Raw genomic sequence first — 14,111 nt, forward strand, 5'->3', positions numbered from 1 at the left:
TGTCTCCTTTACCCCACTCGCCAGTTGTCTACTTTGTTTTGGGCTTCGACCATTTCTTTATAAAAGGTGCATCGCGAAATCAATTCTTCATGTGTGCCGGAATCCAGTATGCGGCCTTTATCCATAATGATTATTTTGTCCGCGTTTTGTACGGTGTTCAGGTGATGCGCAATCGTGATAACCGTTTTATTTTTTCTTAATTCTTCGATCGCCTCGTTTATGAGTTTTTCGTTTTCGCTGTCAACCGCAGCCATCGCTTCATCTAAAATAAGAATTGGGGCATTTTTAAGAATCATCCGGGCAATGGATATTCTTTGCTTTTCTCCTCCCGAAAGTTTTACGCCCATCTCTCCGACCCGTGTGTTGTAGCCGTGAGGCAGGGCGGAAATAAAATCATGACATCGTGCTTTTTGGGCGGCCTCTATAACTTCCGCTTCCGAAGCGCCCGCCTTACCGATCGCGATATTTTCAAAGATGCTCATATTAAAAAGGATCACTTCCTGTTGAACACTTCCGATAAGAGCGGAAATGCTGTCCGTATCATAGTGTGAAATATCTTTGCCCGAAATTGTGAGCACACCTGAATCAACATCCCAAAAACCCATGATAAGATTCGCAAGCGTGCTTTTACCGCAGCCGCTCGGCCCGACAAGCGCATTTAAAGTGTTTTTTTTACACTGTACCGTAATATCTTTTAACGCAAAGCCGTCTTTTTCATACTTAAAATGTACGTTCTTGCATTCTATATCTCCCGTTTTCAGTTTTTCGCTGATCTTTTCTTTTGCAAGAGGCGCACAGAGAATCACCGCTATGCTTTTGAGCTTTTCAGTAAACACGATGGAAAAATGATGGAGCGTTGCGGTTTTACTTATTGCTGACACAAACACCGAAGATAAGATAACGGACAGTATAAACTGAGCGGTAGAAATATTGTTATGTAAGAGCAGTATACTTCCTAACATCATAACCGATACCGCTCCGGCTTCCATAAAAATATCGATAAGCACCATTGGGCCCGTAACGGCACCCATACTCTTTTTTACATCTTGCACATAAGAGCGTGCGGAATCCAAAGTTCTGCTGCTAAAACACTCTTCTTTTGCAAATGCCTTTATGACGGCAATATTTTTTACGTACTCCATCATGTCTTCCCTCATCTGCATTTCTCGTTCAAAATATATTTGAAATCTTTTTTGCATGGTCTTTGCAGATAATTGTTGTACAAGGAACATGAGCGGTACCCCTGCAATCATTATTAATGCGAGCCGGTAATCTATAAAAAGTATTGCAATAAAAACCAGAACAGGAAGAAGAGTTGCCGCCATGATTTCCGGAAGACCGTGCGCCAGATATATTTCAATCTGCTCTACATCGTGTTCAACAATGCTTGTAAGCTCGCCGGTAGTATGCTTTTTAAAAAATCCTAAATTCAATTTTTTCAGGTGTTCAATTATGGTAAGCCGTAATTCCGTCAATGTACTAAAAGCCCTGTCATGAGCTGTCTTTACGGCAAGATAATTACAACACGCCTTGAGCATAAACGAGATGAAAATACCACCGGCAATCATTTTAAAATATCCCCTTTCCGCTTTTCCCGAAAATAGGCTGCTTATCACCAGTACCAATAAAACCTGCGGTATTAAGTCAAACACTATTTTAAGTGCAAGCAGCACATTGGACAAAAAGGTTTTACCCGTTACCTGTTTTTTCAATTCCTTTTCAGTCATTATAGTCTCCTTCACTATGTATGCTTTTGTTTGGCGGCTTTTTGCTTACGCAAAAAACGGTCTTCGGCTCCAATCTTCTCCCTTCTGCTGTTCATTCTAAAGAGGCTTTTCCGGGTGTCCCTCCAAAGCCTCTCTCCTGCTTAATCCAATCAGGGAGAAGGATATCCGCCTCCGCCCATGCCGCTGTTGAAAATCAAAAACATTACTTTTGTTTACACCCTCGATGTCACCCATGGTCAAAATATCGCCTCTTCGTTGAACCATTGTCATATCTTCAAAACCAAATAATATTGAATATTTATTCAATATTGATAGATAAAATGAGGAGCGGTTGAACGCTCCTAAAATAAATTTCCTTCTATACTACTCTAACTAATTACAGCTTACAATGATTCAACTCCATTAAAATAGCACTGATTAAGAATAAAGAGCATATCTTCTGCCCATTTTTCATTTTTATAGTGCCGTGCAATTTCCATAAGCCCCTCAACATAATTATTTGCCAAAATATGAGCAAGCATTGGATCGTGCTTGGTTTTTGAATATCTCTTTAAACCGTCTTTTATATGCTGTTCCAATCGTTTAACCCACATATCTTTTGCATTTTCATGTTTCGTCCCCGAGCTCTTGTCGATCAAGATGATGAGTTTTATTCTACTCTTTAACAGTTTGGGAAGTTGAGATGCTCCGCCTCGATTAAATCTTTCATAAGGACTTCCGGCTTCCATCTTTTCTTCATCTTCCATCATCGTAATGATGTTATCCAAGACACCTTCAACTACTTCATCAAACAAACCTTCTTTATTTTTGAAGTAGGTATAAATAAGCGCAACGGGAACATCAGCCTGTTCTGCAATATCCGTCAGCTTGGCGCTTCTATAATCTTGTTCATAAAATATTTTTTCCGCAGCCGTCAGAATCCTAGTTTTGACCTCTTCTTTTAATACCTGCATACCCGCCTGTACGCTCGAAACGTCCTCCTTTCTATTCTGCCAATACTGAATTATAATTTAATATTAAAAGGAAGTCCGATATTTGTCAAGTGAGGCTGACACTCTTGAAAATATATGGCGGGTAGGAACGTAGAATTAGCCAAATACATTTGCCCTAGTATTCGTCCGCGGTAAGCAGTGTCAACTCATCGCGCATGGAACGCCAGCTTTCGTAGCGGTCGGGGTGGATATGCCCTGCGTCCAGTTCTTCCAAGATACGGCAGCCGCGTTCGTGAATGTGTGAGCAGGAAAGCCCGAAAGCACACTGTATTGCTGCGGCCTCCATTTCGGGAAAGTAGAAGATGACTTCTTCCGGTTTAATGCCCCAGAGTGCAAAGTGTCTGATACCGGGGGTGTCGATGATGTTAAACGGCAGCCGCATTCCGTCGTGAGCGGTAAAGGTCATCGGTAAAAAAACGCCCTGCGTTGTCGTATGGATACCGCGGTCGTACTTAAACGAAATATCGGCGGTTTTAAGCGCAAGGCTGGGGTCAAGGCTATTCAGTAAGCTCGACTTTCCGACACCCGACTGTCCGGTAACGGCACAGGTTTTACCCGAAAGGAGGCGTGCGAGCGGTTCAAGTCCTTCCCCCGTCTTTGCAGACACCTCGCATACCTGTATGCCAATGCGCTGCCAATCCCGTATGCGTTCCCGCACCGGTTCCGAAATGCCCAAATCGATTTTGTTCACAATGATAAGTGCGGGGATACCTTCCGCGGCGGCTTGAACCAATGTGCGGTCGGTAAAGCGCGGACGGAAGGGGGGATTGGCAGGGGTGGTAACGCAGAGCAGCAAGTCGATGTTTGCCGCTAGAAGTTGCGGACTGCGCGTTTTCTGATTCCAGCGGATAAAACCGTTGCGCCGCGGTACAAGCGCCGTAATTTGCCCCTGATCGGGATGGAGGGTGTCGTATTCAATATCGACCGTATCACCGGGTGCTAAGGGATTGTAATACCCGCGGCTTTCTTTCAGTTTTTTCCCCTTAATGGAACAACGCACTACGTTGCCTTCGGGTGTGCGTACTGCAAAAAAATTATTTGCGCCGCTTAATACCAGCCCCTGCATTACAGCGCTCCCTTCCAATCGAGGTCGAAAAGTTCACAGTAACCGCGGTACAGCCGGTCGATACGCTCGGTGATTTCGCCGGTAACATAGCAACTGCTGCGGGATGCGTTCCCACCGGCCGGCGGAGGCAGCACATCCAATGCATGGGAAACAACTCCGGGCAAGGAATCGACAACCTTTATTTCCGGAGCGGCGCATTCGGCAAAGGTGTCTGCAAGATGTAAAAAGTGAGTGCACGCCAGTACAATCGTATCGACACCGGCGTCTTTAAACTGCCGGATTGCAGGCACTACTGCTTTTCGTTTTTCTTCATCCGGGGCGGTAATCAGTCCGTTTTCAATTTTTGCAACCAGTTCCGCATCCGCTCGTCTTTCAATAGTACAATCGGCGGCAAATGATTCAATCAGTTTATCAAGATACGGGTCGTTGATTGTTCGCGCCGTGGCGATAATCCCAATACGCTTATTCGTACTGACTTCCGCCGCGACCTTTACCGCCGGTACGGTACCGACAAAGGGAATGGAAAAATGTTTGCGCAGTGCATCGAGGGCGGCGGTTGACATCGTATTACACACCACGATAACCATTGCGGGATCCAATCGATTTATTATTTTTTCCGTAACACCGACTGCGTACTTAATCACGTCCTCACGCGTTTTTTCCCCGTAGGGAAAATGTTCCAAATCCGCCACATACGCAGCCGATGCTTGCGGTGCTTTTTTATGAAAATACCGGAAGTACGGCAAGCCGCCTATCCCCGAATCTAAAAAAACATACGTTTTGTGCATTTAATGTAACACCTCGTAAAATAAATTCATAATGCGAAATTCATGGTTTGATAATTAAGGATTATAAATTATGCATTATTCTTGAGCAAGGTGCATAGAATACAACGGATGCTCCTGTTATAATGACACCTGTGAAAAATTTTGTTCGGCTCTTTTCGTACTTAAAAGGATTCCGTCTCTTATACCTGCTTGCGCTCATGTTTGCACTGCTTGCTCAGATTGCCGCAGCCCTACAGCCGAGCCTAATCAAAATTACCGTCGATTCGGTACTCGGCGATGTACCGCTTACGCATACAGCCCTTGAACGGCTCGTTGCACTGTTCGGAACGGCTGTAAAGGGGACAAACGGACTGCTCATTATGGCCGCTCTCATTCTTGCATTTGCAATAAGCCGCAGTATATTTACATTTTTGCAGATGAATACGGCAAATGCGGCAACCGAACGGATTATTCAAAATGTGCGGAACCGGTTGTATAATCATATTCAGCTATTGCCATACACCTATCACGCAAATGCAAAAACAGGTAATCTGATCCAGCGCTGTACATCCGATGTGGACACCATTCGTATCGCATTATATTCTCAAATTCCCGAAACGGTCGGCTCGGTGTTTTTAATTATATACACGGTCTTTTTGATGATGCAGTCGAACATCAAGCTGGCGCTCATTTCATGTGCAGCGGTTCCGGTTGCGGCAGCTTTTTCTGCTCTCTTCTTTTATGTGATTGAAAAACAGTTTAAAGCCTCAACCGAACAGGAAGCGGCAATGACGGCAGTTCTTCAGGAAAGTCTTACCGGTATCAGAGTGATTAAGGCATTCACTCGTCAACAATACGAGATGGAAAAATTCAAAACAGTCAGCGAAGCGTATATGCGGCGGAATTTGATATTGATACGCTGCTTTGCATTTTTTTGGTCTGGGGCTGATTTTTTATCGTACACCCAGATTTTTACCGTTATCCTCTACGGAAGTTTTTTAGCATACCGCGGCGAAATTTCAGCGGGAATGTTGATAGCGTTTATCTCGTATATCACTATGCTGATACAGCCGGTGCGGCAGCTTGGACGGATTCTCGGTAATATCGGCAAGGCCTGTATATCAGTCGGCCGTATTGAAGAAATATTCCGCGAAGAACCTGAGGCGCTTTTCCCCACACAGAAAAAACCGGATATTAAGGGTGATATCATTTTTGATTCCGTGTCGTTTGCATATCCCGGAGCGAAGAACACACCGGTATTGGATAATGTTTCATTCAGTATCAAACAGGGACAAACGGCGGCAATTTTAGGTCCAACCGGTTCGGGAAAAAGTTCGCTGGTGCATCTGCTTGACCGGCTCTACGACTATACTTCCGGTTCAATCACCATTGACGGCATCGAATTACGTTCGATAGACAAGGGCTGGATACGGTCGCAGATAGGACTGATTTTGCAGGAACCGTTTCTCTACGCTAAAACAATTATGGAAAATATTAAACTTGCCGCCCCCGATACGAACGATGCCGCCGCACAACGATACGCCCGCATCGCAGCCTTGGACGGAGAGATTCATTATTTTGCAGACGGATATTCGACCGTTGTCGGGGAACGTGGCGTGTCTCTTTCCGGCGGACAAAAACAGCGGCTGGCGATTGCACGAACGTTGATAAAGGATGCTCCTATTTTGATCTTTGACGATTCACTTTCCGCAGTTGATATGGAAACCGATGCGGCAATCAGAGCTGCCCTCAAAAATGAAAACAAACATAAAACGGTGATTATCATTTCGCACCGCATTGCTACGGTCAAAGATGCAGACATTATTATCGTGTTGGAAAAGGGAAAGATTACCCAGCAGGGCACACACCGCGAACTCATCGAAAAAGACGGCTTATACAAGCGTATTTATGATATTCAGAGTAATCGAGATCGGTGATTCATAGCAAAATTGAATACCTACCGCTTCTCAGCTGCGCTCTGCATCGGAGTGATTGATTGCCGTGCCGTTTGTTAAATTACAGAAAAGCAGTAACCGTATTATAGTGACAGTATGAACATTTCACGGAAATTGCCGATCGGCGTACAGAGGTACAGAGTTTTAAAGTATTACGGGAAGATCATTATCTCTATGTAGATAAGCCCGAGTATCTTTTTCGATTAGTACAAAGCGGTCGAGTTAGTTGTTAGAGATGGCTGTTATCGTGCTCTATATTTTTTCAACGCTTTTTTAATATCCTTAATAGCCCAATCGTAGTGGCTCGAAGTTGCAGATACGCAATAGCTGCCGAGCGTCGTTGTGCCCGTCCAATCGAAAGTACCTTTGGAAAAAAAGGCTTCATTGGAAAATGTTTCGATAAGCGCCAGCACTTCTTTGTGTGTTTTTTTGAGCATTGTTTCCGCATCGGTATATGATGTGTTTTGATGTTTTTCCCAAAAAACAACATTCATCTGAGGATAGGTTTTCCAATTATAGGGCGCCGGCAAAAAAGGGGCAGGATTCCCGTTTGTGTTTGACCGTATCCAATTCAGCAGAAGACAGTGCCACTCATATAGATGAACCAAAACATCCCGCACGTTTTTATCGCGTTCGTTCGGAACAATATCCGCGTTCTTTTCTTCGTCAGACATTTCGCCGATTAACGTCCACAGTTTTGCGAATTGTTCATTTGCGGCTTGGATTAAATCGGCTTTGGTGGTAGGTCTTGGCATAGGTTATTGTGACTCCTTTAGGATAGTAAGATGCCCTATTGTACCATAGAAAGCTGACACGGTATGTCAGGTTTGAAAAAACATTTAAACTTTTTTATGGTGCGCCGCTATTTTTTCAGCAAAATCGATTATTCCTTGTTTTAGAGTTTCCGGTTCAAGAATTTCTACCTCGGTACCGAGCGACAAAATAAATCCGTACAGCCAATGATCGATCGGAAGATATACTGAAAGCGTATACGAGCCGTCCATATTTTTTGTGATAAGATCGGGAGGAAATTCATCATAAAACCGATAAGCGATTCCGGCGGTGCATTTTAATTTTATGTTCGTAAGCGTCAGAGCATCGGAATAGTCTGTACAGTCAGGTAGCTTGTTGAGCAATTCCATACGCTTAAATATTTTTACCGTCTGCATAACGGAAAGCATACGGTTTAACCGGAAAAGCCGATAAGCATTTTTGTCGGTACACAAACTTTCAACGTACCACGCCTTGGATTTAAACAAAAGGCGAAGCGGATAAATAGTACGCTCAGTTTTTTCTCCATAGGAACTGAGATATTCAATGCGGAGCGCACGGCATTCCAAGATGGCTTGTTTAACCGTATCGAAAATGGACGTGTCGTTTTTGTTGTCCCAGCGGGAATAATCAACCTTAACCCAATCGGCATGACGCTGAAAGACAGCAGACAACCGGTTTAAAATCGATTCGGTATGTATCTCGTCAACAGGTGCTAAACATTGCAGGGCGAGCAGAATCTTATCCTGCTCTTCTTGTGTTACAATCGATTTATTGATGGTGTATGTTTCGTCAATAAAAATTCCGCCGCCTGTTCCCTGCACCGTATACACCGGAATACCGGCACAGCTTAAAATATCAATATCACGATACACGGTACGAATCGATACAGCAAATTTTTTCGCAAGCTCCTGCGCCGTCGTTCGTTTTTTATTGAGGAGAATAAAGACGATTTCAAAAAGCCGTTCGGAACGCATAACGATAAAAGTATAGCATAAAAAGTAGACGGGTTCCTATAAAGGGCATTTAATTATAGCAGTTACAGCGGGGAGACCATCGTACCAAAACATACCCTTTCGTATATTCTCGGCAATCCGCCGTTTTTAGGTGCGTGGGTAATGGAGAAAGAACAGTCTGCGGAGCTTGCAATGCTTTTTAGCGGGGTAAAGAATGCGGGGAATCTTGACTACGTTACGGGCTGGTATAAAAAGGCTGCGGAGTATATTCAAGGAACGCAGATTGAATGCGCCTTTGTTTCTACTAATTCTATTTGTCAGGGACAGCAAGTACCGATTTTGTGGCCAAATCTTTTTGCGCGCGGGGTGCATATCAATTTTGCTCACCAGACCTTCAAGTGGTCGAATGAAGCGCGGGGAAATGCGGCAGTGTACTGTATTATTGTCGGCTTTTCTCTCCGCAACCGAACGGAAAAACAACTCTTTTTATATGATGATATAAAAGGAGAGCCGAAAGCTCAAACAGTCAAGTGGATAAATGCTTATTTAGCCGATGCGCAACATGTGTTTATTGATAGTAGAAGTTCGGTACTTGATACACAAACTAATCCGATGGTGTTTGGCAGTATGCCGAATGACGGCGGTAATCTCATTATAGAAGAAAATGAATACGCCTCCTTTTTACAACAAGAACCGGAAGCAGAACGGTATATACGTCCGTTTTTGGGGGCGGAAGAGTTTATCAATAATAAAAAACGATATTGTCTCTGGCTTTTGAATGCAGAACCTCAGCATCTAAAAAAGTGTCCGCTCATTGTAGCGCGATTACAAAAGGTGCGGGAACACCGTGGAGGCAGCAACCGTGAGGCAACACGGAAACTTGCGCAAACCCCATCCCTCTTTGGAGAAATCCGTCAGCCGGAGTCGGGACATTATCTCCTTGTGCCGAGTACATCATCAGAACGCCGTAAATATATTCCGATTGGTTTTATGAATAGTTCTGATATTTCAAGCAATGCGAACTTACTCGTTCCCAATGCAACGCTATACGAGTTCGGGGTGCTTACTTCGCAAATGCACATGGCGTGGATGCGTACCGTATGCGGGCGGCTGGAAATGCGGTATCGCTATTCTGCGCAGATTGTGTATAACAACTTCCCGTGGCCGGATATTTCGGAAGAGCAAAAGGCAGCGATTATGCAAAAGGCGCAGGCGGTATTGGATGCGCGAGCGCAGTTTCCCGATAGCTCCCTTGCCGACTTATACGATCCCAATACTATGCCGCCGGTACTCACCAAAGCGCACGCCGCCCTGGATTCCGCTGTGGATAAGCTCTACCGGAAAGCCCCCTTCCCCGATGATGCCGCCCGTGTGGCTTTGTTGTTCGAGCTGTATGGAAAGAAGACAGAGGCGCTGCTTACGGGGAAGCGGAAACGGGGGAGGGGGTAGAAGTGTTTAGGGTATATACTATATTTATACAGGGAGAATGATTTTATGGAATATGCTACGATTCAGATAACAGTCCCAAAAGATATGAAAACGTATTTTACGGACAATTATAGCGGTGAATCAAACGAAGAGCTTGAGCGAAATGCACTTTTATTGTATCACTCCAATGTCTACAAAAAAGTCATTTCTCATGGTCGCGCAGCTGAAATTTTGGGAATAAAAAAACTTGATTTGATTGATTTATATGATGATATGGGCTTCCCTTATTTTGATATGGATATAACTGATGTTATGAAAGATATTCAAACATTTCATTCTCTTAAAAAGATAAAGACATGATAGTAATTTCAGACAGCTGTGGATAAGCCTATCGTAAAACAGCCTTCCCCGATGATGCCGCCCGTGTGGCTTTTTTGTTCGAGCTGTATGGGAAGAAGACGGAGGGGCTGCTAAAAACAAAGCCGAGAGAAGCAATGTAGGATGGGAGTGAATATACGAAAAAAAATTTCAACTAAAATACAGCCAGCATGAAATAATAAGTAAAGCAATCATAATCGGCAAATAGAATGCATTTACCGTATTAAAAGGTTTTGATTCAATCGTGATATGGGCTATATCCATTGAGAAATCTATATCTTTTTCATCTTTTTTTCGGACAATATCATATAATTTACGATATAAACGTTCTGTTTTTAGGACATTCCTATTTAGTACCCAAAACAAATCGGTAGGAAGTAGTGCACATAATATAATAAACCAGCTTCCTTGCTTTTCTGCCAATGTTAATACTCCAACTACAAGTAAGATAGTCCATGTTTTTAATTGAATGGATTCATTATTCATTCTTACAATAACATTTTGGATAAATTCTAAATGTTTTAATTTATTCTCCATAATTACACCTTTCTCTGATGAATTACTTGTCTGGAAATAATAGGTCTAATTTCATTAATGCAGAATTCGGATATTTTTCGTCACTTGGCACACCCATTTCCCACCTAGACAACTCAGTCATTGATAATTTATATAAATTTTTAATATCAACAGGAAAAGCCATTGCTAGATTCTCAGCTCCCATAGAAAAAGACTTTCTCATTTCGCCTTCTGCTATTCTTGATCGACTAATTTTTTTTCTAATAAATTGTAATAGCGATAATTCATAATATATCCAAGGTGAATAAGTAAATTGATGAATATTATTTAAAGACAATGACTGCGGTGTATTCAAGAAGAAGATATAATCAATTTTATCAATCATTTTTAATAATGCAGTTGCAAGCATCATATGAACATGACTAGATGATATAATTGTTTTCTCATAATAATAAGTATTGATATTATTTTCAGTGCAAAATAAACTATATTTATCGTCTAATTTTTTTAATAAATCATTTGCATATCCCCATACCTTTGAGTCCACAAAACATTTTATACCAAATTGCTGATATAACCATTGTTCAAACTTTTCTACCAATTCAATATTCTTATGCGAATGTGAGATAAAAACATGCGCATCAACACTTGGAAACCAGTCTTGTTCAAGACTTTGTACATCAATAGCATTATTAGGTAGCAAAAAATTTTCCAATGATCGCTGTATATTGAATTTATTAGAAAGATAAATATCAAGAAAATTATTATAAAGCTGATTACTATTTCTTAATAAGCTATCCATTTCATTATCTGCTATTTGGACATTAAAAGCTCTATACATAGTCTCTAACTCTCCTGATGTTTAATATAATATTGGATATGGAGATCGACAAGCAAAAATCTCTGTATAGTTATAAATATTCCAGATACTTGGTATTGCCATTCTTTTTGTGCTATACTGTCTATGTAATCATGGGAGGTTGATAGATGCCCATAAGAGACGCTTTGCAAATGATAAAACAGAAGCTGCAAAATGAATATGGATTTGATTTACATACCGCACAACCACCATTATTTCTTCAGCTTTTCAATCTCTTCAAAAAGTTTATGCACATTACAAAACGACGCGGTGGAAGCTTCATCTTTTTTCTTTCTTCCAATTTACTGCTATGCTCCAAAGCTGTTTTATGCAATGTTTTCAGTTTAGAATATAATAAGTGCATCGATTTTTTATATTCGGGTAAATGTATTTGCAGTTCTTTTATAAGAGATTCCTGATCTGTGTAATATTTTTTAGGGAGCACATAATGTAATAAAAACTATATTTCAAATGCAGGTAGAGAATCTGCAATGTGTATGTTGTTGTGTTCAGCTTGCCGTTTTAGCTTTTCCAGTTTTTCACACGGCGTTGTTTTTGAAATAGTATCGCAATCGAATACACACCAGATAACATCATACACTTTTGTTTTTTGTTCCTCAAATGCTGTTTTGAAAATACTTGCAACTGAACTGTATTTTGCTTGTTTCGGAATAACTGTTATACCGGGAATTCGTTCAACGGCTTTCATTTCAGAAAAGTAATTCAGCTCCGTTGTCCCTTCAACAACAATCAACACCGTTTTGTTACTTTGTATTTTCCGAGTTTTTCTCGGCATAAAACAGCTCCTTCAATACATTGACGTTCACAAGCGGTAAGGCACCGAATTTGTCGGCATTATACAGCTTTTTGCGCGAAACTCCTTTGCGGATCCCTGTATAGTCAGTGATGCTATTGTATACGCTATTCCCCTTATCCGTTTTATAGCAAAACCAAACTTCATCGTCCCGTAAAAGACCGGAATCTAATAAATCTTGATCATGCGTGGTAAAAATGAGTTGTGACTCTGTAGCAACATACAAGAAAAGCTCGAGAAACGTCTCTATCAATTCACGGTGTAATGAAGTCTCAAGTTCATCTATAGAAATAATGTAAGCAATGTTTTCGTATTTCAATGAGTGCAATAGTGCGCTCAGTTCTATCATCCGTATTGTTCCTGCAGACTCTTCATCAATTGATAGCGTATAGTCATGATTATCATAGCGATGTGTTACTTGTACATCTTGCACTGTCAATTTTCCATTGTAGTTTACAACACGTTCTTGCATTTCTTGGGGAAGCGTTGCCGCTAAATCTTCGGTAATCGGTATATGTTCAACGTTTATATCGCTGATTGTTCCCATATCAGAAGCAGAAAGTAATTGCACAAGATAGTCCTTAAATTGAGGGAACTGAGGTCTTATGTGAGCAAACGCGTTCCCTCGTAAAAACTCGTTTGACATACCTATTATCCCGGAAAAAAACACGCTTAAATAGAGTGTTAAATGTTCTAGTGCAGGAAATGGAAGCTGCTGACATGCCGACAGCAACGAGCAGTTAGGACGCACAAGGTTTTCAATTGCTTTCTTAGGTCCGGAAATATCACTGCCCCATTTTATACCTGTATGCTCATCCCTCATAACGATCAGTTTTTTCTGTCCTTTCGGTGCATAATATACAGATTCGTAGACAACAGCGATACGGGTAAGTTTTAGGTTATATTCATAGCGGGTATAGCCTTCGGTATTACTATTTTTTAGATACAAGATAATTTCAAACGCACCGGGCTGATTTTGAAGCTGCGGATCAAACTTAAACGGAATAAAATTAATCGCATCATCCGGTTTTAAACGGGTAAATGAGCTGAGCATAAAATACGCATAAAAGCGAAGCGCCTCAAGTATGTTTGTTTTCCCTGAAGCATTTGCACCGTATATACACGCCATTTTGAGTATTTTCTTACCGTTACAGTCTATACAGTGCTGCCCGTCGGTTGTGGGATCGTTCAGAGCCGATTCAAAACTAATAGTTTGTCTTTCACTAATAGAAAATGTATTTGTTATAGAAAACTCAAGCACCATAGCGCAGCTCCTCTATCATCAACTGCGCATACAATACCATCTTTTATTCATAAAATACAAGCTATTTTTGCTGAAAATTTGCAAAAATGAGATCAATTTCTAGTTAACGTGCATACAACTTTTGTATCATTACAAGGCATGGATTCCATTCGTGCCATAGCGTAGGGAACACTTCAAGCTTTTTGAATCCTTGTTTTTTATAAAAAGCTATTGTTTGATCGTATTCTTTGTAGTGTCCTTCATCGACCGTCTTTACCTGTAAATACTCGTATGTTGTCTTTGCAAAGTTTTTCAGTGCTTCAAGCAATAAAGTACCTACCCCTTTCCTATGATAGGCTTTTTTGACGCCCATGCAGTGTATCTCTCCGCAATCGGTACTCGATTGGCTCAGCGTTATAAATCCGATATATTCACCGTTATCTTTTGCAGCCCATAAGTCCAGTTCTCTTGAATCATGTATATATTCCGCCGTGCTTTCAGGCAGACCGAACCATTCGGGCAAGTCTGATAAAACATATTCAACGATATGAGCTTTTTCATCACTATCTGTTATTTTAAGAATTGTTGTCATAATGCGTCCTCCACCGATACCGCTCACCCACTCTCCATGAGTCCCAC

Annotated in this window: 14 protein-coding genes; 3 read left to right on the forward strand and 11 right to left on the reverse strand. The window is 41.6% G+C overall.

Translation table 11 applies throughout. The annotated features are described in order from the left end of the window. Positions 1-8 precede the first annotated feature (8 nt). The 4 genes from E4N65_RS11935 to murI form a co-directional block, all read right to left on the reverse strand. On the reverse strand, positions 9-1,727 hold the full coding sequence (locus tag E4N65_RS11935; protein WP_044014343.1) for an ABC transporter ATP-binding protein: 1,719 nt from the start codon (positions 1,725-1,727) through the stop codon (positions 9-11). Positions 1,728-2,110: 383 nt separating this feature from the next. Then, positions 2,111-2,680: a TetR/AcrR family transcriptional regulator gene (locus E4N65_RS11940; protein ID WP_044014340.1), complete on the reverse strand. Its 570-nt coding sequence runs from the start codon at positions 2,678-2,680 to the stop codon at positions 2,111-2,113. 154 nt (positions 2,681-2,834) lie between these two features. Then, the gene (rsgA, locus tag E4N65_RS11945; RefSeq protein ID WP_044014338.1) at positions 2,835-3,785 is read right to left on the reverse strand and encodes a ribosome small subunit-dependent GTPase A; all 951 of its coding nucleotides are present in this window, start codon (positions 3,783-3,785) and stop codon (positions 2,835-2,837) included. Further along, a complete protein-coding gene (gene murI / locus E4N65_RS11950) occupies positions 3,785-4,573 on the reverse strand; it encodes a glutamate racemase (RefSeq protein WP_044014336.1) in 789 nt (262 codons plus the stop codon). Before murI ends, rsgA begins: the two co-directional genes overlap by 1 nt. A 131-nt stretch (positions 4,574-4,704) precedes the next feature. Here murI and E4N65_RS11955 point away from each other — a divergent pair, with 131 nt between their 5' ends. Next, positions 4,705-6,489: an ABC transporter ATP-binding protein gene (locus E4N65_RS11955; protein ID WP_044017051.1), complete on the forward strand. Its 1,785-nt coding sequence runs from the start codon at positions 4,705-4,707 to the stop codon at positions 6,487-6,489. A gap of 260 nt (positions 6,490-6,749) precedes the next feature. Here E4N65_RS11955 and E4N65_RS11960 read toward each other — a convergent pair whose 3' ends face one another. Next, complete coding sequence (locus tag E4N65_RS11960) at positions 6,750-7,262, reverse strand: ClbS/DfsB family four-helix bundle protein (protein WP_044014334.1); 513 nt, start codon at positions 7,260-7,262, stop codon at positions 6,750-6,752. Between the two features lie 84 nt (positions 7,263-7,346). Next, the gene (locus E4N65_RS11965; RefSeq protein ID WP_044014332.1) at positions 7,347-8,255 is read right to left on the reverse strand and encodes a helix-turn-helix transcriptional regulator; all 909 of its coding nucleotides are present in this window, start codon (positions 8,253-8,255) and stop codon (positions 7,347-7,349) included. A 141-nt stretch (positions 8,256-8,396) separates the two neighbouring features. Between E4N65_RS11965 and E4N65_RS11970 the strand changes: the two genes are divergently transcribed. Both E4N65_RS11970 and E4N65_RS11975 read left to right on the forward strand, forming a co-directional pair. Next, positions 8,397-9,683: a type IIL restriction-modification enzyme MmeI gene (locus tag E4N65_RS11970; protein ID WP_052185482.1), complete on the forward strand. Its 1,287-nt coding sequence runs from the start codon at positions 8,397-8,399 to the stop codon at positions 9,681-9,683. 45 nt (positions 9,684-9,728) lie between these two features. Further along, positions 9,729-10,022, forward strand: coding sequence for a UPF0175 family protein (locus tag E4N65_RS11975; RefSeq protein WP_044014330.1), 294 nt, complete (start codon positions 9,729-9,731; stop codon positions 10,020-10,022). A gap of 168 nt (positions 10,023-10,190) precedes the next feature. Here the strand turns inward: E4N65_RS11975 and E4N65_RS11980 are convergent, their stop codons facing one another. The 5 genes from E4N65_RS11980 to E4N65_RS12000 all read right to left on the reverse strand — a co-directional run bounded on the left by E4N65_RS11980 (position 10,191) and on the right by E4N65_RS12000 (position 14,064). After that, positions 10,191-10,577 (reverse strand): hypothetical protein, encoded by a 387-nt coding sequence (locus E4N65_RS11980; protein WP_052185481.1) that lies wholly within the window; start codon positions 10,575-10,577, stop codon positions 10,191-10,193. A 22-nt stretch (positions 10,578-10,599) separates the two neighbouring features. After that, on the reverse strand, positions 10,600-11,397 hold the full coding sequence (locus tag E4N65_RS11985) for a toll/interleukin-1 receptor domain-containing protein (protein ID WP_052185480.1): 798 nt from the start codon (positions 11,395-11,397) through the stop codon (positions 10,600-10,602). Between the two features lie 478 nt (positions 11,398-11,875). Then, positions 11,876-12,211 carry an RloB family protein gene (locus tag E4N65_RS11990; RefSeq protein ID WP_044014323.1) on the reverse strand — a complete coding sequence of 112 codons (336 nt, stop codon included), beginning with the start codon at positions 12,209-12,211 and terminating at the stop codon, positions 11,876-11,878. Beyond that, on the reverse strand, positions 12,180-13,493 hold the full coding sequence (locus tag E4N65_RS11995) for an AAA family ATPase (RefSeq protein ID WP_044014321.1): 1,314 nt from the start codon (positions 13,491-13,493) through the stop codon (positions 12,180-12,182). Before E4N65_RS11995 ends, E4N65_RS11990 begins: the two co-directional genes overlap by 32 nt. Before the next feature lie 103 nt (positions 13,494-13,596). Beyond that, positions 13,597-14,064, reverse strand: a complete 468-nt coding sequence (locus E4N65_RS12000) for a GNAT family N-acetyltransferase (RefSeq protein ID WP_044017048.1) — start codon at positions 14,062-14,064, stop codon at positions 13,597-13,599. Positions 14,065-14,111: the final 47 nt, after the last annotated feature.

It is taken from the genome of Treponema sp. OMZ 855 (genome assembly GCF_024181145.1).
Taxonomy (GTDB): domain Bacteria; phylum Spirochaetota; class Spirochaetia; order Treponematales; family Treponemataceae; genus Treponema.